The organism is Tersicoccus sp. Bi-70 (assembly GCF_001968825.1).
Classification (GTDB): Bacteria; Actinomycetota; Actinomycetes; order Actinomycetales; family Micrococcaceae; genus Tersicoccus.
Map to the genome: position 1 here is coordinate 238,149 of NZ_MIEU01000002.1, position 22,726 is coordinate 260,874.

The window sequence follows — 22,726 nt, forward strand, 5'->3', positions numbered from 1 at the left end:
GGTCCCGATGACGGGGTTGACGCAACCTCTCTCGACGATCTGACGTCCTGCGCAATCCGAGCACGATCCGCGGCCTGACAGGCCTGTTCACCAGACCGAAACACGCCGGTGACGGCCCTTTTACCCTCGCCCTCCATCCGTAACGCCCCGGCAATGCACCCGGCCGGGTGGCGAAACACGCGCCGACCATGCTCGTGATCGGGGCACGGAGCCGTCCCGCCGCAGTACCGCGGCCAGGGAAGCTCCGTCGCATTCGATGAAATGACCTCTGCGAGGAAGGGTATGGGCATGGACACTGGCGCAACCGCCTGGGTGCTGGTCTCGGCCGCACTGGTCCTGTTGATGACGCCGGGCCTGGCGTTCTTCTACGGTGGCATGACCCGCGCCAAGGGCGTGCTGAACATGATGATGATGAGCTTCGGTGCGCTGGCCCTGGTCGGCGTGCTGTGGGTGCTGGTGGGCTACTCGATGGCCTTCGGCACCGATGTCGGGGGGGGCCTGCTGGGCAACCCGTTCGAGAAGTTCGGCCTGCAGGGCGTGCTCGGCACGGGGGATGGCGCCCCGATGGCCGGCAGCATCCCCGAGATCGTGTTCGTCGGCTTCCAGGCCGTCTTCGCGATCATCACGGTGGCCCTGATCTCCGGGGCCATCGCGGACCGGGCGAAGTTCGGGTCCTGGATGCTGTTCGCCGGGATCTGGGCCGTGCTGGTCTACTTCCCGGTCGCCCACTGGGTGTTCGACTTCAACACCTCCGGCGACACCAACACCGGTGGCTGGATCGGGCAGGGCCTTGGCGTGATCGACTTCGCCGGCGGCACCGCGGTGCACATCAACGCCGGCGCCGCCGCGCTCGCCCTGGCCCTCGTGCTCGGCAAGCGCAAGGGCTTCGGCAAGGATCCCGGGCACCGCCCGCACAACCTGCCGCTCGTGATGCTCGGTGCCGGTCTGCTGTGGTTCGGCTGGTTCGGCTTCAACGCCGGTTCCGCCCTGGGCGCGAACGCCGTCGCCGGCTACGCCTGGATCAACACGCTGGTGGCTCCGTGTGCCGCCATCCTCGGCTGGCTCCTCGTCGAGCGGCTCCGCGACGGGCACGCCACGTCCCTCGGCGCGGCCTCGGGTGCGGTGGCCGGCCTGGTCGCCATCACCCCCGCCTGCAGCGCCATCACCCCGCTCTGGTCGATCGTGCTCGGCCTGATCGCCGGGGTGGCCTGCGCCCTCGCGGTCGGCCTGAAGTACCGGTGGGGCTACGACGACTCGCTCGACGTCGTCGGCGTCCACCTCGTGGGCGGCATCATCGGCACCCTGTTCATCGGCCTGGCGGCCGACCCGGGTTCGCCGGCCGGCGCCACCGGTCTGTTCTACGGCGGCGGGCTGACCCAGCTCGGCCTGCAGGCCATCGGCGCGTTCTCGGTGCTCATCTACTCGCTGGTCGTCGCGTTCGTCCTCGCCTGGCTGATCTCGAAGACCGTGGGCTTCCGGATCAGCGAGGAGCACGAGATGACGGGCGTCGACCTCACGCAGCACGCGGAGACGGCGTACCAGTACAACGAGCCGGGTGGGAACTTCCACGCGGGACAGCCGGGCCGCCACCTGGTGCGGACCCCGGACGGCGCAACCGAAGAGGTGTCCGCATGAAGCTCGTGACGGCGATCATCCGGCCCGAGAAGGTCGACGACATCCGTGAGGCGCTCGAGGACTACGGCGTGCGGGGGCTGACCGTCTCCAACGCGAGCGGCTACGGGCAGCAGCGCGGCCACACCGAGGTGTACCGGGGGGCGGAGTACACGTCGGACCTGCTGCGCAAGACCCGGGTCGAGGTGCTCGTCCCGGATCACACGGCCCCGGACATCGTCGACGTCCTGGTCTCGACCGCCAACACCGGCCGGGCCGGCGACGGGAAGGTCTGGATCACGTCCGTCGAGGAAGCGATCCGTGTCCGCACGGGGGAGCGGGGCGACGCCGCCGTCTGAGCGGCGACCCGACCCGCCGGTCGACGGGAGACCGCGACCGGCCACCGGAGACGCCACACCGCCCGGGCATCGTGCACGATGCCCGGGCGGTGTGGTTCGTTCTGGGCCGGCTACGACGCCGGATGGCCGGCCGGAGCCGGGCCCCTCGTCAGCGCCGGCGGCGGCTACTCGCGGTGGCCCTGATCGCCGCTCATCTGGTCCTCGGCCGGCGGCGTCTCACCCGGCGGCACACCACCCCCGGGCTCGAGGCCGGTGATCTGGTCCCGCTCGGGGTCGGGGTGCGGGTCGCCCGCGGCGGGCGCGGTCTGCTCCGTCGCCGCGTCCGGACCGGGGGGTGCGGCGTCCGGTTCCGTGGCGCGGGCCGCCGGATCGTCACTGCCCGTGTCCGTGATCGGGCCGGGCCCGATCGGCTCGACCGACTGGTCGCCGGTCCTGGAGTTCTCGCTCACCGTTCCTCCTCGTGCATCGGCCATCCCGCCTGCGCAGTCCGCGGCGTCCTGCGAGCCTAGGCCCGCACTCCGGGGCGGACAAGGCGCGACCACGACCGTCGACGGTCCCGCGGACGACGAGGCGGAGGACGGTCGCCTTGCTAAGCTGGGTCACTGGTCGCACGCCACGGCCGGCCCGGCGACACACACCCACGACGCCCGGCCCGCGGTGTCCACCCACCGACGAGAGAAGTCTGCAGCTACCGTGTTCAACTCACTGTCTGATCGGCTCACCGCCACCTTCAAGAACCTCCGCGGCAAGGGTCGCCTCAGCGAGGCCGACGTCGACGCCACCGTGCGGGAGATCCGCCGGGCCCTGCTCGACGCGGACGTCGCGGTGCCCGTGGTGCGCGAGTTCACCGCGAGCATCCGGGAGCGCGCGCTCGGCGCGGAGGTCGCTGCCGCCCTGAACCCGGCGCAGCAGATCGTCAAGATCGTCAACGAGGAACTGCAGGACATCCTCGGTGGCGCGACCCGCCGCATCCGGTTCGCCAAGCACCCCCCGACGGTCATCATGCTCGCGGGCCTGCAGGGTGCCGGTAAGACCACCCTGGCCGGCAAGCTCGGCAAGTGGCTCGCCGCACAGGGGCACAAGCCGCTGCTCGTCGCCGCGGACCTGCAGCGCCCCAACGCCGTCACCCAGCTGCAGATCGTCGGCCGGCGCGCCGGCGTCAACGTCTACGCGCCGCACCCGGGCACCACCAGCGACACCGACGTGCCCACGGGCAACCCGGTGCAGGTGGCCCGCGACGGCGTCGCCGAGGCCCGCAACAAGCTGCACGACGTCGTCATCATCGACACCGCCGGCCGTCTCGGCGTCGACGCCGAGATGATGCAGCAGGCCGCCGACATCCGCTCCGCGACCAGCCCCGACGAGGTGCTGTTCGTGATCGACGCGATGATCGGTCAGGACGCGGTGAACACCGCGCTCGCCTTCCAGGAGGGCGTCGCCTTCACCGGCGTCGTGCTCTCCAAGCTCGACGGCGACGCGCGCGGTGGCGCCGCCCTCTCGGTCGCCTCCGTGACGGGTCAGCCGGTCATGTTCGCCTCCACCGGTGAGGGGCTGGACGACTTCGAGCTGTTCCACCCCGACCGGATGGCCGGCCGCATCCTCGACATGGGCGACGTGCTCTCCCTGATCGAGCAGGCCGAACGCAGCTGGGACAAGGCCGAGGCCGATCGGATGGCGAAGAAGTTCGCCGACCAGGAGGACTTCACCTTCGAGGACTTCCTCGCCCAGATGCAGCAGATCCGCAAGATGGGCTCGATGAAGAAGATGCTCATGATGATGCCGGGCGCCGCCGGCATCCGTGAGCAGCTCGAGAACTTCGACGAGCGGGAGATCGACCGCGTCGAGGCCATCGTCAGGTCCATGACCCCGCACGAGCGGGTCGCCCCGAAGATCATGAACGGCTCGCGGCGCGCCCGCATCGCCCGCGGCTCCGGGGTCACCGTCTCCGAGGTCAACCAGCTGATGGAGCGGTTCACCCAGGCGCAGAAGATGATGCGGCAGATGGCCCGCGGCGGTGGCGGCGGCGTACCCGGCATGCCGGGCATGGCCGGCCCCGGCGGCTTCAATTCGTCGCGCAAGAAGGGCAAGAACGCGAAGTCGGCCAAGAGCTCGCGCTCGGGCAACCCGGCCAAGCGGGCGCAGGAGGCGGCGGCCGCGCAGGCCCGCCGGGAGCGTGGCGGCAGCCAGCCCGTGAACACCGGCGCCGCGTTCGGCAAGGACAGCGGTGCGGAGGACTTCGATCCGTCGGCGCTGAACCTGCCTGCCGGCTTCGAGAAATTCCTGGGCAAGTGACCGGCAAGTGACCGCCCGGTGATCGACTCCTACCTGAGCGCGCCCGAGCTCGCCGCCTTCATCGCCACGCTCCCGCGTCGGCGGCTGGCGGCCAGTGCGCTCATCCGGGACCCGGAGGGCCGGGTGCTGCTGGTCCAGCCCAACTACAAGCAGGGCTGGGAGATGCCCGGCGGCACGGTCGAGGCGGGGGAGGACCCCCGGACCGGCTGCACCCGCGAGGTGCTCGAGGAGGTCGGCCTGGACCTGCCGGTCGGCCGCCTGCTCGTGGTCGAGCACGGCACCTCGCACGGCATCTGGGGCGACTCGACGATCTTCCTCTACGACGGCGGCGTGATCCCGGCCGATACCGCGGTCACCGTTCAGACCGAGGAACTGCTCGGCTACCGGTTCGTCCCCGCGGCGGAGGTCGGCACCCTGGTGATGCCCGGGCTGGCCAACCGGATCGCCGCGGGCCTGGACGCCCTCGCCGACGGCGACACCCGCGAACTGGTCAACGGCCGCGGCTGAGAGCCCGACGACGCGGGCGCCCGGCTCGCCGGGAACACCGCGTCGCGCCGGCCCGGTGCCGTCGGTCCGGCTCGTCGCCGGTGCTCTCGGTGGACCGGTGCACTTCTGTCGGCGGTGGATGGTGAGGTGGTGGACATGACACGGGTGGTTCTCGTCCACGGCAGTGGCCGGGCGGGTGCGGCGGCGTGGCCCGAGCAGCGGCTGCTCGCCGGACGGTACGACTGCCTGTTCCTGCGCCGGCGCGGCTGGGAGACGGCCGGCGAGCCCGAAGCCGGCGACGCCGAGGCGGACGCCGCCTCGATCCTCGAGCACCTGGCCGGAACCGGCGGTGGCCACGTGGTGGCGCACTCCGCCGGGGCAGTCAGCGCCCTGCTCGCCGCGGTGCGCGACCCGCGCCTGGTGCACTCGCTGACCCTGATCGAACCGGCCGCGTTCTCCCTGACCCGCGACCTGCCGGCCACCGCCCGGCATCTCGCGACCCTCGCACCCCTCTACGCGGAGCGTGACCGGCTCAGCGCCGACGCCTTCGCGCACCGGTTCACGCAACTGCTCACCGGCCAGGGTGACGGCGCCCCGACCGGCGTCGACGCGCGGCGGCTGCAGCGCCAGCAACCACCGTGGGAGGCACCCCTGACCATCGTGCCCGGCGTGCCCACGCTCGTCGTCACCGGAGGTTGGGAGCCCGTGTACGAGGAGGTCGCCACGTTCCTCGTCTCCACCGGGGCCTGCCACGTCGTCGCGCCCGGCGGGCACCGCCCGCACGACACGGCCGAGGGGCACGCGGCCATCGCCGGTTTCCTCGCCGAGCGTCAGGCGTCGGCCGCCGCCTGACGGCGACCGCGAACGCAGCCGGCCACGCCGGGCTCCGGACCGCCCGGTGGCGCCCGGTCGACCCGGCGGGAATCTTTCTCACGCGAGCCGCGTTCGACTATTAGTTGAAGATTCACGTGAAGGAGAACGCGATGGTACCGCTCGAATCGACCCGCACCACCCCGACCCTGCCGGACGCCACCGCGATGGGCGTGCTCACCCTCCGCGCGGGTGACCTGCCCGCGCTGGTCGCCTACTACCAACAGGCCCTCGGCCTGACGGAGCTGGCCTCGGACGCCGACGGCGTGCTGCTGGGCCGCGGGGGCACGGGCCTGGTGCGGATCACCGACGGGAAGGGGCTGCGCCTGCCGTCCCGGTCCGACGCCGGGCTGTTCCACACCGCGCTGCTCTTCGACACCCGCACCGACCTCGCGGACACCGTCGCCGCGGCGCTGCGCCGATCCGAGGGGCGGTACGTCGGTGCCCAGGACCACGCCGTCAGCCAGGCCTTCTACTTCCAGGACCCGGAGAACAACGGCATCGAGCTGTACTGGGACCGGCCGCGGGATCAGTGGCGCTGGCAGCAGCACACCGTGCACATGACCGTCGACCCGCTCGACGGGCGTGCCTTCCTCGACGAGCACCAGCAGCACGACGATCCGCGCACTGCCGATCCGGCGACCGTCGGGCACGTGCACCTGCAGGTGGGCGACGTCGCCGCCGCCCACGACTTCTACGTCGGCGCCCTCGGCTTCGAGGCCACCGCGCGGCTGGGGGAGAGCGCCCTGTTCGTCTCCGCCGGCGGATACCACCACCACATGGCGATGAACGTGTGGAACAGCGCCGGCGCCGGACCCCGGCGGGACACCCTGGGCCTCGGGCGCGTCGACATCACGGTGCCGTCCGACGCCGACGTCGCCGCCCTGCGGGACCGGCTCGACGCGGCCGGGATCCGGTCCACGGTCGAGGACCACGCCCTGGTCACCGCCGACCCGTGGCGGAACGAGATCCGCGTCGTCGCCGCCTGAGTCACCTCACGCCGCCCGACAGCAGCGCCTGTCCTGCACCGGTGACGCCGTCTGGCATAATGGACGGGTACTCGGTGCGCCCGGCCCCTCTCAACCGGACGGTCACCAGTCCCCAGAACCCCACGGATCGGCCTGCCCCACGGGTGCGTCACACGGGTTCGACTTTCGACCAACACAGGAGTGAGTCACACCAGTGGCCGTTAAGATTCGCCTCAAGCGCATGGGCAAGATCCGTGCCCCCTACTACCGCATCGTCGTCGCCGACTCCCGCACCAAGCGGGATGGTCGCGCGATCGAGGAGATCGGCAAGTACCACCCGACCGAGGATCCCTCGTACATCGAGGTCAAGTCGGATCGCGCGCAGTACTGGCTGGGTGTCGGCGCGCAGCCGACCGAGCAGGTTCTCGCCATCCTCAAGGTCACCGGTGACTGGCAGAAGTTCAAGGGCCTGCCCGGCGCCGAGGGCCGCCTGAAGACGTCGGCCGGCAAGACCGCCTTCGTGGCGCCCGACAAGGCCTCGGTCATCGTCCCCGAGTCCAAGAAGGCTCCCGAGGCGCCCGCCGCCGAGGCCGCTCCCGCCGAGACCGCCGAGTCGGCTGACGCGGATCAGTGAGCGTCCTTCCGGAAGCGCTCGAGCACCTCGTGCGCGGCATCGTCGACAGCCCTGACGACGTCAACGTCACCGCGAAGAACAACCGTCGCGGTGAGACGCTCGAGGTCCGGGTCCACCCCGACGACCTCGGCCGCGTGATCGGCCGGCAGGGCCGCACGGCGCGCGCGCTGCGCACCGTCGTGTCCGCCCTCGAGGGCGGCGACGCGGTGCGCGTCGACGTCGTCGACACCGACCGTCGGCGCTGAGCACCACGGAAATCGTGCTCGACACCGAGCAGTGCACGGCCCCGCCGCTCCCCACCGAGCGGCGGGGCCGTGTTGTTTCCCCGGCCTTCCCGGCCGTGACCCCTCGACACCGGCCGTCCGCCGGTGCATTCGTCTGCGCCGGCTCCCGGCGACCCCTCGGAAGGCAGGCCCGCTGTGCAGCTGCGCATCGCCCGGATCGGTAGACCCCACGGCATCCGGGGCGAGGTGACCGTCGAGGTGTTGACCGACGATCCCGAGAACCGCTTCGTGCCCGGGGCCGTGCTGGACGTCGAGGCGGCCGGCTCGGACAGCGCCGGCGGTCCGCTGACCGTCCGCTCCTCCCGGTGGAACAAGGGGATCCTGCTGCTCGGCTTCGAGGAGGTCGACGACCGCAACCAGGCCGAGCGCCTGCGCGGGGCACGCCTGCTGCTGGAGACCGACGACGAGGAGCCGGACGACGACGCCTGGTACGAGCACGAGCTCGTCGACCTCGACGTGGTGCTGGGCGACGACGAGGGCAACGGTGTCGGCCCCCGCATCGGCCGCGTCACGGCCCTGCAGACCATGCCCGCGCAGGACCTGCTCGTGATCGAGCTGACCGACGGCCGCGAGGTGCTCGTGCCGTTCGTCGAGCAGATCGTGCCGACCGTCGACGTCGACGCCCGCCGCGTCGTGCTGACCCCGCCGCCCGGCCTGCTGGACCTGAACGGCATCGATGACGGCGGTGCCGGCGAGAGTTCGGACACGCCGGCCCCGACCGACGGCGGCCCGGACGAGCGAGCCTGACCCGTGCGCATCGACGTCGTCAGCATCTTCCCCGACTACCTCTCCGCGCTCGACCTCTCCCTGATCGGCAAGGCCCGCGCCTCCGGCCTGCTGCGGTTTGACGTGCACGACCTGCGCGACTTCACGACGGACCGTCACCGCACCGTCGACGACACCCCGTACGGCGGGGGCGCCGGCATGGTGATGAAGGCCGAGCCGTGGGCGCAGGCCCTGACCGCGGTGCTGGACGCCGGCGACACCGCCGCCGCCGAGGCGGCCCCGCCGGTCCTCGTCATCCCGTCGCCGGCCGGTGAGGTGTTCCGGCAGGCGACCGCCCACGAACTGGCCGCGGCCGACCACCTCGTGTTCGCCTGCGGACGCTACGAGGGCATCGACGAGCGGGTCGCCGAGTGGGCGGAGGAGCGGTTCACGGTCCGGCCGATGAGCATCGGCGACTACGTCCTCAACGGCGGGGAGGTGGCCACCCTGGCGATGGTCGAGGCCATCGTGCGCCTGATCCCCGGCGTGATCGGCAATCCCGGCTCCCTGACCGAGGAGTCCCACGCCGACGGGCTGCTCGAGTACCCGATGTACACCAAACCGGCGAGCTGGCGCGGACGCGACGTGCCCGAGGTGCTGCTCAGCGGCGACCACGGGCGCATCGCCCGCTGGCGCCGGGAGCAGCAGCTGGCCCGCACCGCCGACCGGCGTCCGGACCTGCTGCCGCCCGCCGGGCCCTGAGCGCCGCCTCGACCCTGGAAGCGGCCGGTGCGAGTCGGTAGCGTACCGGCCATGGCCATCAGACTCGAGAACGTCGGCATCGCCGTCCGCGATCTCGACGCCGCGATCGCGTTCTTCACCGACCTCGGGCTCACCGTCGTCGGCCGGGACACGGTCAGCGGGGCGTGGGCCGACACCGCCGTCGGGCTCGACGGCAACCACGCGAGGATCGCGATGCTGCAGACCCCGGACGGCCAGGGTCGCCTCGAGCTCTTCGAGTACCTGCACCCCGATGCGATCGAGACGGAACCGACCCGTCCGAACGAGATCGGCATGCACCGCATCGCCTTCGCCGTCGACGACATCGACGAGGCCCTCGCGATCGCCGCGCGGCACGGCTGTCAGCCCCTCCGCGGCGTGGCGACCTACGAGGACCTCTATCGGCTGAGCTACGTACGCGGCCCCAGCGGCATCATCGTCATGTTCGCGCAGCAGCTGGCGAAGGACTGACCGCGCGACGAGGGTGTGCTCACGGCGGGGACGAGGCGCCGGCCTGACTCGACGTGCCGGGAGGGTCACCGATGTGGCAGAATGGACAGCTGTGCCGACTGGGCGCGCACCTGCCACAGGGGGAGCGACGTCGACAGTCCGGCACGCGAAGGGGCCCGACGGGCCCCTCGTTCCCTCACTTCGCGGTTCAGCACCGGCCTCCGGGCCCGCCGTGCCGCGCCGATCCACGTGGATGACCTGTGGCGTCCACCAGGAGATGCAGCATGCACATCCTCGACTCCGTCGATTCCGCGTCCCTGCGCACCGACGTCCCGGACTTCCGCTCCGGTGACACCCTCAAGGTGCACGTCAACATCATCGAAGGCAACCGCAGCCGTGTCCAGGTCTTCCAGGGCTTCGTGCTCGGTCGCCAGGGCGAGGGCGTCCGCGAGACGTTCACCGTGCGCAAGGTGAGCTTCGGTGTGGGCGTCGAGCGTACCTTCCCGGTGCACTCCCCGGTCATCGACAAGATCGAGCTCGTCACCCGCGGTGACGTGCGCCGGGCCAAGCTCTACTACATGCGCGATCGTCACGGCAAGGCCGCGAAGATCCGCGAGAAGCGCTGACGTCCCTCACCCGGATGTTCACCCGCCGAGCGGCGGGGCGCACCGACCCCACCGCCCTCACCGAGAGCGGCGCGGTCGTGCCGAGACGCCAGTCCCTCCGGGGCTGGCGTTTCGTGCTGGTGGGGGTCCTCGCCGTGGTCCTGCTCACCTGCCTGCTGCGCGCCTTCGTCCTCGAGGTCTACACGATCCCCTCCGCGTCCATGGAGCCCGGCCTGATCCCCGGTGACCGGATCGCGGTGGCCCGGGTGGGCGTCCAGCCGTACCACCGCGGCGACGTCGTCGTGTTCGACGGCCGTGGCAGCCTGGATCCCTACCGCAGCACCGCGCCGGCCTGGCAGCAGGCGCTGGCCGGAGCCGGTCAGTTCCTCGGCCTGGTGGGCAGCCCCACCGTGCACGTCAAGCGGATCATCGGCCTGCCGGGCGACCACGTGACCTGTTGCGGGACGGGGGGCAGGCTGACGGTCGACGGCCGGCCGGTCACGGAGCCCTACCTCGCCGCCGGTACGGCACCGAGCGCCACCCGGTTCGACGTCGTCGTACCGGAGGGAAGCGTCTGGCTGCTGGGTGACAATCGCGGCGACTCCTACGATTCCCGGTCCCTGCTCGGGGCGCCGGGCGGGGGCATGGTGGCGATGGACCGTATCATTGGCACGCCGGTCGCACGGGTGTGGCCGCTGGACCGGGCCGGCGCACTGGACCGGATCCAGCTCGGATCCAGCCCGGGATGAGACGGTGGGACAGCCAGTGCGCCGACGACGGCAGGGAGCGGAAGCAGCGAGTGAGCAGTAACGACAGCGAGAACGAACAGCCGCAGGTCCCGGGATCCACCGACGGTCGAGACCACGGCTCCGCCGATCTCCGGCCCCGTGGCCGGCACACCGGCGGCGACCGCGCCGACACCGGGCGCTCGGAATCGGGTGAGGACGCCGCCGCGGCCGCGGAGCGGCCCACCGGCGCCCGCCCCACCGGGGCCCAGCGGGTGCGTCATCTCCTGGCCGGCCGCCGTTCGGACGGGACGGCGCTGAGCGGTGGCGCCTCGTTCGCCCGCGAGGTGGCCGGCATCGTCGTCGTCGCCCTCGTGCTCTCGTTCCTGATCAAGACCTTCCTGTTCCGGGCCTACTTCATCCCGTCGCAGTCCATGGAGCAGACGCTGCAGGTCGACGACCGCATCTTCGTCAACCTCCTGGTGCCGAAGGTGGCCGAACTGCACCGCGGCGACATCATCGTCTTCAAGGACAGCAACGGGTGGCTGCAGAGCGAGCCGATCGCCCGCGGCGGCGCCCGCAGCGCCCTGACGGACGTGCTCGTCTTCCTCGGCCTCGCGCCGGACGACTCGCAGCAGCACCTCGTCAAGCGCGTCATCGGCATGCCCGGCGACCACGTGACCTGCTGCGACACCCAGGGGCGGCTGACCGTCAACGGGAAGTCGATCACCGAGCCGTACCTCAACCCCGGCTCCGCGCCGTCGGACACGAAGTTCGACATCGTGGTCCCGGAGGGCAAGCTCTGGGTGATGGGCGATCACCGCGACAATTCCGCCGATTCGCGCGCCCACGTCCCCTCCGCCGCCCAGCCCAGCGCCGAGCCCTTCGTCAGCATCGGCGACGTCGAGGGCACCGCCACCGTGATCGCCTGGCCGCTGAACCGCATGCGCGTGCTGCAGAACGAGCAGGACGTGTTCGCCGACATTCCCACCCCGACCTCCTCCGCCAGCCCCCGGCCGACGGTGACGGCGTCCGGGCAGTGACCGCATGGTGGTGAAGCGTCCCAGCCTGCGGGTCGAGCGGTCCCTCGCCGGACCCGCCTGCCGGCTCGTCGCCGGGATCGACGAAGTGGGCCGTGGTGCCCTCGCCGGACCCGTCGCGGCGGGCGTCGTCGTGATCGACGCGCACACCCAGCGTGCCCTCACCGGCGTCGCGGACAGCAAGCTGCTCACCCACCAGCGGCGGGTCGAGCTGGTGCCGCGGATCCGTCGCTGGGCTGTCGGCAGTGCGGTCGGCATGGCGTCCGCGGCCGAGGTGGACGCCGTCGGACTCACCCACGCGTTGCGGCTCGCCGGACTGCGCGCCCTGCGCCGCCTCGCCGACGCCGGCATCGTGCCCGACCTGGTGCTGATGGACGGCAACTACAACTGGCTCCGTCGCCCGGAGCCGACGCTGCTGGACGCGCTCATGGACGACGACGAGCCCGACGACCGTGCGGGCGTGCCGCCCCGCCCGCACGGGTCCACCGCGGTCGCCGCCGCCGACCCGACCGTCCTCACCCGGATCAAGGCCGACCTGACGTGCACCAGCGTCGCGGCCGCCTCGGTGATCGCCAAGGTCGAGCGGGATCTGCTGATGATCGAGGCCGCCGAGCGGTACCCGGACTTCGGCTGGGAGATCAACAAGGGGTACGCGACACCGTCCCACCGGGCCGCGATCGACGCCGTGGGCCCCAGCGACCTGCACCGCCGGACCTGGCGGCTCGGGTCCCTGCCGGGGGAGATGGCCGTTCCCGCCGACGCCGAGCCCGACACCGACGCCGACGCCGTCGACCTGCGGCCGGGGCCGTCCGTCGGGCAGCCCACGCGCACCGGTCGCCCCGTCGCGGATGACGCCGACGCACCGGCGGCTGCGCTCTTCGCGGCGGCGTGCGGGAAGATGGAGCCATGAGCGCTGAGGACCTCGAGAACTACGAGACCGACATGGAGCTGGCCCTGTATCGCGAGTACCGGGACGTCGTCGGGCTGTTCAGCTACGTCGTCGAGACCGAGCGCCGCTTCTACCTGGCGAACAACGTGGACCTGCAGACCCGGTCCGCCGACGGCGAGGTGTACTTCGACCTGACCCTGACCGACGCGTGGGTGTGGGACGTGTACCGCTCGGCGCGGTTCGTCAAGAAGGTCCGCGTGATCACCTTCAAGGACGTCAACGTCGAGGAACTGACCAAGACGGACGACCTGCAGCTGCCCGAGTGAGATCCGGGCCTCGGCCCGGCTCGTCCGTCCGGTCGCCGCCGGGGTCGGCACGGTAGCGTCGGCGCATGGATCTCGATCGTGTGCACCCCGACCTGCGCGGCCCCGTCCGGCGGCTGCCCCCGCTGGCCCTCCAGTACGGCTGGTACCGCCGCCTCACCCGCGGGGCCCAGCGACGGTTCTCCCGTGACGCCGTCGGCGAGGGCGTGCGGGTCGAGGAGCTGACGACTCCCGACGGTGTCGGGGTGCGGCTCTACCGACCGGCGGGGACGACGGCCGGGGTGGACGGAGCCCGACCGGGGCTGATGTGGATCCACGGCGGGGGACTGGTGATCGGCGCGCCGATCCAGGACGACGCCCTGTGCGCCGGCCTCGTGCGGGCGACCGGAGCGGTGATCGCCTCCGTCGACTACCGGCTGGCTCCCGAGCACCCCTTCCCGGCGGGACTCGACGACAGTGCCGCCGTGTGGTCGTGGTTCCTCGACTCCGCTCCCGGGCTCGGCGTGGATCCCGGCCGTATCGCCGTCGGCGGCCAGAGCGCCGGTGCCGGCATCGCGGCCGCCCTCGTCCAGCGCCTGCACGACACCGCACCGGAACACCGACCCGTCGCCCAGTTGCTGCTGTGTCCCATGCTCGACGACCGCACCGCCGCCCGGACGGAGCTGGACGCCATCGGGCACCGCGTGTGGACCAACCGGCAGAACCGGTACGGCTGGGGTGCCTGGCTCGGCTCCGCGCCCGGCTCGCCGACCGTGCCGCCCTACGCCGTTCCGGCCCGGCGCGACCGGCTCGACGGGTTGCCGCCCGCGTGGATCGGCGTCGGCGACATCGACCTCTTCCGCGCCGAGGACGAGGACTACGCGCGCCGGCTGCGGGAGGCCGGTGTGCCGTGCGAGGTCCTCATCGTCCCGGGTGCGCCGCACGGTTTCGAGTCCTGGGGCGCGCAGACCCCGGTCGCCCGTCACTTCCTCGACGCCGCCGCCGCCTGGCTGGCGGGAGCGCTGGCGGCCGATCCGCTGCCCGGCCACTGACGCCGACTCCACCGCGTCAGCGGTGCACCGGTTGACGGGTCAGCCGACTGCCGCCGTCGCTGCTCCGGCCGCCGCGCCGGTCGCTGGCCCGGTGCCGGCGGGCGCGTGCCGGCGGTGGGCTGCGGCCGGGTGCGTGCCGGGCAGGCGCGCGCCGTCGGCGCCGAGGCGCTCGCGAAGGCTCTCCCCGGGGCGGTAGGCCGTGCGGTAGCGGCCGCGTCGCTGCAGCTCGGGCACGACGAGGTCGATGAAGTCCTCGAACGTGCCGGGAGAGAGGTACTGGATGAGGTTGAAGCCGTCGACGCCGGTCTCCTCGGCGATGGCCTCGATCCGGTCGGCCACCTGCTCGACCGAGCCGATCACGAGGAACGAGCTGCGCTCCGGGCTCGCGAAGTGGTCGATGATCTGCCGTGTCCGGTGGTCGGCGAAGGAACGTTCGGAGGACTCGACGTGCCCGAGGCCGCGGTACTCGATGTACTCCTCGGCGCCGTGGGCGGCCAGGTCGATGCCCGTCCCACCGCCGAAATGGACGAGGTAGCCGGTGGTGTCGCGGTGGCCGATCTCGTGCACCTTCGCCGGGTCGCTGTAGCGGCGGTGCTCGCGGTCGCGTTCGACGGCGTCGTCCTCCCACGAGCCCTCCCACAGCTTGTAGGAGACCTCGAGGAACTCCTCGGCGAGGTCGTACCGGTCGTCGTGGCGTACCGCGGCGTCGAGCCCGTAGTTGCGGGCGGCGTCGGGCAGGTACCCGGTGACGACGTTCCAGGCCACCCGGCCCCGGGTCAGGTGGTCGAGGGTGCTGGACCGGCGCGCGTTGCCGAACGGCGGCTCGTACGTCGTGGTGAAGGTGACGGCGAAGCCCAGGTGCTCGGTCACGGCGGCCATCGCGGGCACCACCAGGAACGGGTCGTTGTTGGGGGACTGGATGCCCCGTTCGATCGCCGGATCCCGGCTGCCCGCGTAGACGTCGTAGGTACCGACGACGTCGGCGAGGAACAGGGCGTCGAACAGGCCGCGCTCGAGCAGGCGTGCGGTGTCCAGCCAGTACCCGATGTCCGTGTACTCGTGGCGGCGGTTGCCGGGGTGCGTCCACAGTCCGTGGTTGATGTGACTGGGCGTGTTCATCTCGAACCCATTGAAGTGAAGCTCGCGTGGCATCGGATCCCTCTCGACTCGACGTGGTGCACGGAACGCTAGAGGGGTGCTGACGTGGGACGCCATCGTCGCGGCCTCACGGGGCAACGCGAGGACTCCCGGCGCCATGTGCGGCCATGCGGCGTCACCGTGCGTCGTCAGGCGTCACAGGAACGCGGGCGCCTCTGCCGCCCCCGGGGGCGCGTCCGGCTTCTCCCTCCACAGGGCCGTCCTCGGCCGCCGTCGTCCACAACCCGGGTCCCCATCCCGCTGCCGGGGATGCGAGCGCGCGAGGGTGGTCACGGAGGTGGCGCATGCGACAGAAGGATCTGCTGGGCCGGGCGGGCGAGGACTTCGCGGCCCGATACGTGACCGAGCTGGGCTGGGCGGTGCTGGAGCGCAACTGGCGATGCCCGGCGGGGGAGCTGGACCTGGTGGCGCTGGACCCGCTCGGACGGGACGGCCCGGTGCTGGTGGGCGTCGAGGTGAAGACGCGGCGGTCGCTGGACTTCGGGCACCCGTGGGAGGCCATCGACGCGGCGAAGCTCGCCCGGCTGCACGCCCTGATCCGGCTCTGGGCGCGCGATCACGGGGTGGCCGGCCCGGTGCGGGTGGACGCGCTCGCCGTGGTGGGCGCGGCTGCGGACGGGATGCGCTGCGAGCACCTGCGGGCGGTGGCCTGATGTCGCTGGGACGGGCGTTCGCGGTGGCCCTGATCGGGCTGAACGGGCACCTGGTCGAGGTCGAGGCGGACATCGGGCAGACGCTGCCGAACTTCGTCCTGCTGGGGCTGCCGGACTCGTCGTTGCACGAGGCCCGCGAGCGGATCCGTTCGGCGGCGCAGAACACCGGGTTGCCGTTGAGCCGGCGGAAGCTCACGGTCAATTTGATTCCTGCGACACTGCCGAAGAGCGGATCCGGGTTCGACCTGGCGATCTGTCTCGCGGCCCTGCGCGCCGCCGGGGACTTGCACGAGACCGGGCGCACCGTGTTCCTGGCCGAGCTCAGCCTGGACGGGAGGCTCCGCCCCGTCACTGGGATCCTCCCGGCGGTCATGGCCGCCGTTGCTGCCGGGTTCGGGCGGATCGTCGTCGCCCGGGGGAACGAGCACGAGGCGGCCCTGGTGCCCGGGGCGGAGGTGCTCGCCTTCAACACGCTCGCGCAGGTCGCCCTGCACTTCGGTGCCGACCCGCAGCGACTCGCCCTGGAGGACCAGCCCGAACCGGAGGCAGCGCCGCCGGTGGCCGAGACCGGCCCGCTGCGGGACCTGAGCGAGGTCGCCGGCCAGGCCGATGCCCGATTCGGGCTCGAGGTCGCCGCGGCGGGCGCGCACCACCTGCTCATGGTCGGGCCGCCGGGTGCGGGCAAGACGATGCTGGCCGAACGGTTGCCCACGATCCTGCCGCCACTGACCGATACCGAGGCGATGGAGGTGACGGCCATCCACTCGCTGGCCGGTCGCGGTGCGCCGCGCCTGGACCTGATCCGGCGAGCTCCCTACGAGAACCCACACCACACGGCGACGGTGGTCTCCGTGGTCGGCGGCGGCAATGGGATGCCCCGCCCGGGTGCGGCCACCCGGGCTCACCGCGGGGTGCTGTTCCTCGACGAGGCGCCCGAGTTCGACCGGCGGGTGATGGACGCCCTCCGGCAACCGCTCGAGGACGGACGGCTCGTGGTCCACCGGGCCGCGGGGGCGGCCGACTACCCGGCGCGGTTCCAGCTCGTGCTCGCGGCCAATCCGTGCCCGTGCGGGCAGGACGGGGTCAAGGGCGGCCAGTGCCGGTGCACGTCGCTGGAGCGACGCCGGTATGCCAGTCGCATGTCCGGACCGGTGCTCGACCGGGTCGACGTCCGCCTGGACGTGCCGCGGGTCAGCCTGCGCGAGATGAACAGTGCGGAGCCGGCGGAGAGCAGTGCGTGCGTCGCCGCCCGCGTCGCTGCTGCGCGATCCGTCCAGCGGGAGCGACTCGAACCGTACGGCGTGACGACGAACGCGGAGATCGCCGGCCGGGTGCTGCGCGGGCCGCTGCACCCCGGACGGACGGCGACGAAGGAGCTGGAACTGGCGATGGAACGATCCTTGATGACGGCGCGCGGACACGATCGGGTGCTCCGGCTCGCCTGGACGCTCGCGGACCTGGCCGCTCACACCGTGCCCGACGCCGACGACGTCGGGCAGGCCCTGATGTTCCGGGAACGGCGGGCCGTCGCGTGAGCGGGGAAGCGATCGGTGCGCAGGAGGAGAACCGCAGCGATGTCTCCGGCGCTGCGATCGAGAGCGGCGTTGCGGACGACTCCTGCGCGGCTCTCGTCCCGATCGGCACGCAGGCGGGGACCCGCATGGCGGGTGATCCCCATGCCGTCCCGGGTCCGGCCCGCGTCGAGGCGAGGGACGGGGCTGCGTGTGCTGCGTCTGCCCTGCCGGCCGAGGACCTCTCGACCAGCACCCGTGAGGTCGCGGGCGGCTCACGCGCCGATGCTGCTGAGTCGGCTCCGCGCGCCGCAGGCGCCCGTTCCCGTGAGGCGAGCCGGCTGGCCCGCGCCGCGTTCTCGCGCCTGGCCGAGCCGCAGGACGCGGTCGCGGCGGCCCTGATCACCGTCGCCGGGCCGGTGGATGCCCTGCGGGTGGCGACCGGCACTGTGCGGTCCGGCGCACGGCTCGAGCGGGCCGTGGCCGAGGAGCTCGGCCGGGACGACGGCGGCCCGGCGATGGTGGCGGCGGCGATCGAACGGTGGGCGGCGCGGGTGCGGACCCTGGCGCCCGAGCGCGACGTGGCCGTGCTCGCCCGGCTCGGCGGCTGGCTGCTGACGCCCGAGGACGACGCGTGGCCGGTGTCCCTGACCGACCTCGGCCCCGAGGCCCCGCTGTGTCTCTGGGGACGCGGGCAGCCGCCGTCGGCGCTGCCGGCGTCGTCCCGCGCGGTGGCCGTCGTCGGAGCGCGGGACAGCACCGCCTACGGCGAGTCGGTCAGCGCCGACCTCGCTCACGGGCTCGTGCTCGCCGGCTGCACCGTGGTCTCGGGCGGTGCCTTCGGTATCGACGCGCAGGCGCACCGGGGTGCGCTCGCAGCCCATCAGCGGGAGACGGCCCACCCGGCTCCGCCTAGTCGGGCCCGGGTGCCGGCAACCCACGGCGGAGGCGTCGATGAGCCGCAGGATGCGGTGGACGCGGTGACCCGTGCGTCCACCCTGCCGACGGTCGCCGTGATGGCGTGCGGGGTGGACCGTTTCTACCCGGCCGCCCACGAGTCCCTCCTGCGCGCCGTGATGGCGGACGGCTGCCTGCTGGCCGAGGTGCCGCCCGGCTCCTCGCCCACGCGCTGGCGATTCCTGCAGCGCAACCGGTTGATCGCGGCACTGAGCGGGGCGACCGTGGTGGTCGAGGCACGGTGGCGATCCGGGGCGCTGAACACCGCGCACCACGCGGCAGGCCTGGGCCGGGAGGTCGGAGCCGTCCCAGGGTCGGTGCACGCGTCGACATCGGCCGGCTGCCACCGGTTGCTCCGGGAGAGCGAGGCGGTCTGCGTCACCGATGTCGACGACGTCCTCGCCCTGCTCGCGCCCTACCGGGTGACGGGCCAACCGTCGGGGCGGCGGGACACCGCATCGACCGCCGCACCGTCGCGGCCGGACGCGGTCGGCGCCCCGAGCGGCAGTAGGGGCGGCAGCAGAACCGGTGACCGCGGATCACGAGAGGCATCGGTGCGAACGGCGCGTCCGGCTGCCCACGACGGTCTCAGTCCGCAGGACCTCATCCTCTTCGACGCGCTGCCCGTTCGCCGCGGCGCCACCACCGCCGGTCTCGCCTCGGTGGCCGGCTTGAGCGAGCCCCTGGTGCGGGCGGGTCTGGGTCGCCTGTCCCTGCGCGGCCTGGCCGTGGCGGCCGGGGACGGGTGGCGGAAAGGACATCCCGTGCGTGGCTGACATCGCCGTGGATCCGCGTGGCCTGCGGGGCAGCGGTCGCATCATGGACGACAGTGAAGGGGTGACGGAACGCCAGCGCACCACCGCAGAGTCCCCGGCGACTCCGCCGTGGGCCGAGGCCGCCGTCGACGCCTTCGCCCGGCACCTCGCGCTCGAACGCGGTCGATCGGTGCACACGGTGCGCGCATACCGCAGCGATCTTGCCTCCCTGTTCGCCCATGCCGCGCGTGAAGGGGCCGACGGGCTGGACGTCGTCGACCTGGGTCTGCTGCGCAGCTGGCTCGGCGCCCAGACGGCGACCGGGACAGCGCGGTCCAGCCTGGCTCGTCGTGCCGCGGCCGTGCGGACGTTCTTCCGCTGGGCGGTCCGCGACGGTCTGGTCGAGATCGACCCCTCCGTCCGGTTGCACGCGCCGCGCCGGGATCGGACCCTGCCGTCCGTGCTGCGCCAGCCGCAGATGACGGCCGCCCTGACCCGGGCCGCCGAGGCCGTCACGCCGGAGGACCCCGCCACCATCCGCGACACCGCCATCCTCGAACTGCTCTACGCGACCGGCGTCCGGGTAGGGGAGCTGACGGCCCTGGACGTCGACGACGTCGACGCCGACCGGCGCACCGTGCGGGTCCTCGGCAAGGGCAACAAGGAACGCACCGTGCCATTCGGCATCCCCGCCGCGCGAGCGCTCGACGCCTGGCTCTCCCTCGCCCGTCCGGCCCTCGCCACCGACGCCTCCGGGGCGGCGCTCTTCCTCGGGCAGCGAGGTGGGCGCCTCGACCAGCGCCGGGTCCGCGACGTCGTCCACCGCGCCACCACCGCGCCGGACGGCCGTGGTCCCTCCGCCGGTCCCCACGCCCTGCGCCACACGGCGGCCACCCACCTGCTCGACGGCGGGGCGGACCTGCGCGCCGTGCAGGAACTGCTCGGTCACTCCTCGCTCGCGACCACCCAGATCTACACGCACGTCTCGGTCGAGCGGCTACGGACGAGCTACCGCCAGGCGCACCCCCGTGCCTGAATACCGCGAGCTGACGGGTTTCGAAGAAAAGTACGCCGCAGTAATTACAGTGGCGCAACATGTGCCGATAGTGCACAATGACTGTGACAACTGAAGATTCGACCACGGGTTGAAGGTAGGTCTTGCCGCTCGTGGTTCCACCTGGTTCAGAACTCGCGTGTCCACCGTGCTGAAGGTCGTTGGGGAAGACGTCCCTACAGCAATCGGAGGATGGAATGAGTGACGTACTGACCCGAGGTGTTCTTTTTGTGCACTCGGCGCCTGCGGCGCTGTGTCCGCATGTGGAGTGGGCCATCGGTTCCGTCGTCGACCAGAGGACGGACCTGGCCTGGACCGCTCAGCCCGCTGCACCCGGCATGTTCCGGGCGGAGCTGGCGTGGGCCGGAGCGCAGGGCACCGGTGCCGTTCTGGCGTCCGCTCTGCGCGGTTGGGCGCACCTGCGCTACGAGATCACCGAGGAGCCGAGCGCCGGCACCGACGGTGGTCGCTGGTCGCACACCCCTGAACTGGGGATCTTCCACGCCACCACCGACGTGCACGGCAACATCATGGTCTCCGAGGACCGGATCCGCTACGCGTACGAGACCGGTGCGGGTGACCCGAGCGCCGTCTACCAGGAGCTCTCTCTCGCCCTCGGCGAGGCCTGGGACGAGGAACTCGAGCCCTTCCGCCACGCGGCCGAGGGCGCCCCGGTGCGCTGGTTGCACCGCGTCGGCTGACACTCTTTCCACCGCAGGCTCGTCACGGATTCCCATCGGCCCCCGCGGGGTCCCTCGGGACATCCGTCGACGAGCCGGCACCTCCCGCGTCCGGGACGACGTCGTACGAACACCGGGTCATGAATGGCGAAAGGGTCCCGCCCCCCGAGGGGAGCGGGACCCTTTCGCGTGCCGGGCGAGGCCCGTCGACGCCCGAGGGCGCCAGGAGAACGGTCAGGCGTTGCGGAACACCGCGACGGCGTTGTGGCCGCCGAAACCGAACGAATTGCTCATCGCCACCACGTCACCGGCCGGCAGGTCCCGTGCGGTCGTGACGACGTTCAGCGGGATGGCCGGATCCTGGTGGTCCAGGTTGATCGTCGCCGGCGCCTTGCGCTCACGCACGGCGAGCACCGTCAGCACCGCCTCGATCGCCCCGGACGCGCCGAGCAGGTGACCGGTCTGCGACTTGGTCGCGGACACCGCCACGTCGTCCAGGCTCGAGCCCAGTGCCTCCAGCAGCGCCGTGTACTCCGGCGCGTCGCCCACCGGGGTGGACGTCGCGTGGGCATTGACGTGCACCACGTCGGCCGGGCTGACCCGCGCGTCGTACATCGCGGCCTTCAGCGCCCGGATCGCGCCCTGACCCACCGGGTCCGGGGCGGTGATGTGGTGCGCGTCGGCCGTCACCGCGGCACCGGCCAGCTCCGCGTAGATGTGCGCGCCGCGGGCCTTGGCGAACTCCTCGGCCTCGAGCACGAGAGCGCCGGCGCCCTCACCCATGACGAAGCCGTCCCGGTCGACGTCGTAGGGGCGCGAGGCCGCCTGCGGGTCGTCGTTGCGGCGGGACAGGGCCTGCATCGAGGAGAACGCCGCGATCGGCAGCGGGTGGATGGCCGCCTCCGCGCCGCCGGCGACGACGACGTCGGCCCGGCCGGAGCGGATCATCTCCAGCCCGAGTTCGAGCGCCTCGGTGCCCGACGCGCACGCCGAGACCGGGGTGTGCGCCGCGGCGCGGGCCTCCAGGTCGAGGCTGACGGCCGCCGCCACCCCGTTCGGCATGAGCATCGGCACCGTCATCGGCAGCACGCGCCGAGGCCCGCGCTCGCGCAGGGTGTCCCACGCGTCCAGCAGGGTCCAGACGCCGCCGATGCCGGTCGCGAACGCGACGCCGAGGCGATCCTTGTCCATGTCCTCGATGCCGGCGTCCGCCCAGGCCTCCCGGGCGGCGACGACGCCGAACTGCGTCGATGGGTCCATCCGCTTCATCTCGACGCGGGACAGCACCTCGGCCGCGGGGTTCGAGACCCGGCACGCGAAGGTGGTGGGCAGCTGGTACTTCTCGACCCAGTCGTCCTCCAGCGTTGCCGCACCCGAGGTTCCGGCGAGGGCGTTCCGCCAGAAGGTCGGCACGTCACCGCCGATCGGCGTCGTGGCGCCGAGCCCGGTGATGACCACTTTGCGTGTCATGTTCCACACTTTCCGCGCCGCGGGAGCGGCGGTCGAGACGGGCACCGGTCGGCGTCAGTGCCGCTGACCGGTGTGGTGCAGGTCAGGACTCCTGCGCGGTGGCGATGTAGTCGACGGCGTCACCGACGGTCTTGAGGTTCTTGACCTCTTCGTCGGGGATGCGCACGCCGAACTTCTCCTCGGCGTTGACCACGATGGTCATCATCGAGATGGAGTCGATGTCCAGGTCGTCCGTGAAGGACTTGTCCAGCTGCACCGCGTCGGGAGCCAGGCCGGTCTCCTCGTTGACGATCTCGGCCAGGCCGGTCAGGATCTCTTCTTTGCTCGCCATGACGGCTCCTTATCTTCTGTGACCGCCGGACGGCGGTTCGGTGTCCGGAGCACTCGGTAGCGCTCCGCGATCTGTGGGGTCGTCCCCGGTCGGGTGCGGGACTGC

26 protein-coding genes are annotated in these 22,726 nt (G+C 72.3%); 22 read left to right on the plus strand and 4 right to left on the minus strand.

The window, feature by feature from the left end:
- Positions 1-288 precede the first annotated feature (288 nt).
- Together BGP79_RS01235 and BGP79_RS01240 are read left to right on the plus strand one after the other, a co-directional pair.
- Positions 289-1,635 carry an ammonium transporter gene (locus BGP79_RS01235; protein WP_076693263.1) on the plus strand — a complete coding sequence of 449 codons (1,347 nt, stop codon included), beginning with the start codon at positions 289-291 and terminating at the stop codon, positions 1,633-1,635.
- The gene (locus BGP79_RS01240; RefSeq protein WP_076692857.1) at positions 1,632-1,970 is read left to right on the plus strand and encodes a P-II family nitrogen regulator; all 339 of its coding nucleotides are present in this window, start codon (positions 1,632-1,634) and stop codon (positions 1,968-1,970) included. The genes BGP79_RS01235 and BGP79_RS01240 overlap by 4 nt, the downstream gene beginning before the upstream one ends.
- Positions 1,971-2,134: 164 nt before the next feature.
- Here the strand turns inward: BGP79_RS01240 and BGP79_RS01245 are convergent, their stop codons facing one another.
- Positions 2,135-2,419, minus strand: a complete 285-nt coding sequence (locus BGP79_RS01245) for a DUF6480 family protein (protein ID WP_143588254.1) — start codon at positions 2,417-2,419, stop codon at positions 2,135-2,137.
- Positions 2,420-2,663: 244 nt separating this feature from the next.
- On the opposite strand from BGP79_RS01245, the gene ffh reads away from it, so the two are divergent.
- From ffh to BGP79_RS01320, 15 genes are all read left to right on the plus strand, one after another.
- A complete protein-coding gene (gene ffh / locus BGP79_RS01250; protein ID WP_076692858.1) occupies positions 2,664-4,262 on the plus strand; it encodes a signal recognition particle protein in 1,599 nt (532 codons plus the stop codon).
- An 18-nt stretch (positions 4,263-4,280) separates the two neighbouring features.
- Positions 4,281-4,769: an NUDIX hydrolase gene (locus tag BGP79_RS01255; RefSeq protein ID WP_076692859.1), complete on the plus strand. Its 489-nt coding sequence runs from the start codon at positions 4,281-4,283 to the stop codon at positions 4,767-4,769.
- 129 nt (positions 4,770-4,898) lie between these two features.
- Complete coding sequence (locus BGP79_RS01260; protein WP_143588292.1) at positions 4,899-5,600, plus strand: alpha/beta fold hydrolase; 702 nt, start codon at positions 4,899-4,901, stop codon at positions 5,598-5,600.
- Between the two features lie 131 nt (positions 5,601-5,731).
- Positions 5,732-6,607: a VOC family protein gene (locus BGP79_RS01265; RefSeq protein ID WP_076692860.1), complete on the plus strand. Its 876-nt coding sequence runs from the start codon at positions 5,732-5,734 to the stop codon at positions 6,605-6,607.
- A gap of 193 nt (positions 6,608-6,800) precedes the next feature.
- Positions 6,801-7,220 carry a 30S ribosomal protein S16 gene (gene rpsP / locus BGP79_RS01270; RefSeq protein WP_076692861.1) on the plus strand — a complete coding sequence of 140 codons (420 nt, stop codon included), beginning with the start codon at positions 6,801-6,803 and terminating at the stop codon, positions 7,218-7,220.
- Complete coding sequence (locus tag BGP79_RS01275) at positions 7,217-7,465, plus strand: RNA-binding protein (RefSeq protein ID WP_076692862.1); 249 nt, start codon at positions 7,217-7,219, stop codon at positions 7,463-7,465. Before rpsP ends, BGP79_RS01275 begins: the two co-directional genes overlap by 4 nt.
- Positions 7,466-7,639: 174 nt before the next feature.
- Positions 7,640-8,251 (plus strand): ribosome maturation factor RimM, encoded by a 612-nt coding sequence (gene rimM / locus BGP79_RS01280; RefSeq protein ID WP_076692863.1) that lies wholly within the window; start codon positions 7,640-7,642, stop codon positions 8,249-8,251.
- Between the two features lie 3 nt (positions 8,252-8,254).
- Entirely contained in the window at positions 8,255-8,971 is a 717-nt protein-coding gene (gene trmD / locus BGP79_RS01285) for a tRNA (guanosine(37)-N1)-methyltransferase TrmD (RefSeq protein ID WP_076692864.1), read from the plus strand.
- Between the two features lie 51 nt (positions 8,972-9,022).
- Positions 9,023-9,460, plus strand: a complete 438-nt coding sequence (locus BGP79_RS01290) for a VOC family protein (protein ID WP_076692865.1) — start codon at positions 9,023-9,025, stop codon at positions 9,458-9,460.
- 263 nt (positions 9,461-9,723) lie between these two features.
- Positions 9,724-10,065 carry a 50S ribosomal protein L19 gene (gene rplS / locus BGP79_RS01295; protein WP_076692866.1) on the plus strand — a complete coding sequence of 114 codons (342 nt, stop codon included), beginning with the start codon at positions 9,724-9,726 and terminating at the stop codon, positions 10,063-10,065.
- A 14-nt stretch (positions 10,066-10,079) separates the two neighbouring features.
- Entirely contained in the window at positions 10,080-10,793 is a 714-nt protein-coding gene (gene lepB, locus BGP79_RS01300) for a signal peptidase I (protein ID WP_083701447.1), read from the plus strand.
- A 50-nt stretch (positions 10,794-10,843) separates the two neighbouring features.
- On the plus strand, positions 10,844-11,812 hold the full coding sequence (gene lepB, locus BGP79_RS01305) for a signal peptidase I (protein WP_233121003.1): 969 nt from the start codon (positions 10,844-10,846) through the stop codon (positions 11,810-11,812).
- A 4-nt stretch (positions 11,813-11,816) separates the two neighbouring features.
- Positions 11,817-12,719, plus strand: a complete 903-nt coding sequence (locus BGP79_RS01310) for a ribonuclease HII (protein WP_076692867.1) — start codon at positions 11,817-11,819, stop codon at positions 12,717-12,719.
- Positions 12,716-13,024 (plus strand): DUF2469 domain-containing protein, encoded by a 309-nt coding sequence (locus tag BGP79_RS01315; RefSeq protein WP_076692868.1) that lies wholly within the window; start codon positions 12,716-12,718, stop codon positions 13,022-13,024. Before BGP79_RS01310 ends, BGP79_RS01315 begins: the two co-directional genes overlap by 4 nt.
- A 65-nt stretch (positions 13,025-13,089) precedes the next feature.
- Entirely contained in the window at positions 13,090-14,052 is a 963-nt protein-coding gene (locus BGP79_RS01320) for an alpha/beta hydrolase (RefSeq protein ID WP_076692869.1), read from the plus strand.
- Between the two features lie 39 nt (positions 14,053-14,091).
- Here BGP79_RS01320 and BGP79_RS01325 read toward each other — a convergent pair whose 3' ends face one another.
- Positions 14,092-15,171: an LLM class flavin-dependent oxidoreductase gene (locus BGP79_RS01325; protein ID WP_233121004.1), complete on the minus strand. Its 1,080-nt coding sequence runs from the start codon at positions 15,169-15,171 to the stop codon at positions 14,092-14,094.
- A 323-nt stretch (positions 15,172-15,494) separates the two neighbouring features.
- On the opposite strand from BGP79_RS01325, the gene BGP79_RS01330 reads away from it, so the two are divergent.
- The 5 genes from BGP79_RS01330 to BGP79_RS01350 all read left to right on the plus strand — a co-directional run bounded on the left by BGP79_RS01330 (position 15,495) and on the right by BGP79_RS01350 (position 20,841).
- Positions 15,495-15,863, plus strand: a complete 369-nt coding sequence (locus tag BGP79_RS01330) for a YraN family protein (protein ID WP_076692871.1) — start codon at positions 15,495-15,497, stop codon at positions 15,861-15,863.
- Positions 15,863-17,398 (plus strand): YifB family Mg chelatase-like AAA ATPase, encoded by a 1,536-nt coding sequence (locus tag BGP79_RS01335; protein ID WP_076692872.1) that lies wholly within the window; start codon positions 15,863-15,865, stop codon positions 17,396-17,398. The genes BGP79_RS01330 and BGP79_RS01335 overlap by 1 nt, the downstream gene beginning before the upstream one ends.
- Positions 17,395-19,107: a DNA-processing protein DprA gene (locus BGP79_RS01340; RefSeq protein ID WP_369800139.1), complete on the plus strand. Its 1,713-nt coding sequence runs from the start codon at positions 17,395-17,397 to the stop codon at positions 19,105-19,107. Before BGP79_RS01335 ends, BGP79_RS01340 begins: the two co-directional genes overlap by 4 nt.
- Positions 19,100-20,122, plus strand: a complete 1,023-nt coding sequence (locus tag BGP79_RS01345) for a tyrosine recombinase XerC (RefSeq protein ID WP_233121005.1) — start codon at positions 19,100-19,102, stop codon at positions 20,120-20,122. Before BGP79_RS01340 ends, BGP79_RS01345 begins: the two co-directional genes overlap by 8 nt.
- A 215-nt stretch (positions 20,123-20,337) precedes the next feature.
- Positions 20,338-20,841 (plus strand): DUF3145 domain-containing protein, encoded by a 504-nt coding sequence (locus BGP79_RS01350; protein WP_076692873.1) that lies wholly within the window; start codon positions 20,338-20,340, stop codon positions 20,839-20,841.
- 213 nt (positions 20,842-21,054) lie between these two features.
- Here the strand turns inward: BGP79_RS01350 and BGP79_RS01355 are convergent, their stop codons facing one another.
- Together BGP79_RS01355 and BGP79_RS01360 are read right to left on the minus strand one after the other, a co-directional pair.
- Complete coding sequence (locus BGP79_RS01355) at positions 21,055-22,290, minus strand: beta-ketoacyl synthase (protein WP_076692874.1); 1,236 nt, start codon at positions 22,288-22,290, stop codon at positions 21,055-21,057.
- 82 nt (positions 22,291-22,372) lie between these two features.
- On the minus strand, positions 22,373-22,621 hold the full coding sequence (locus BGP79_RS01360; protein WP_076692875.1) for an acyl carrier protein: 249 nt from the start codon (positions 22,619-22,621) through the stop codon (positions 22,373-22,375).
- Positions 22,622-22,726: the final 105 nt, after the last annotated feature.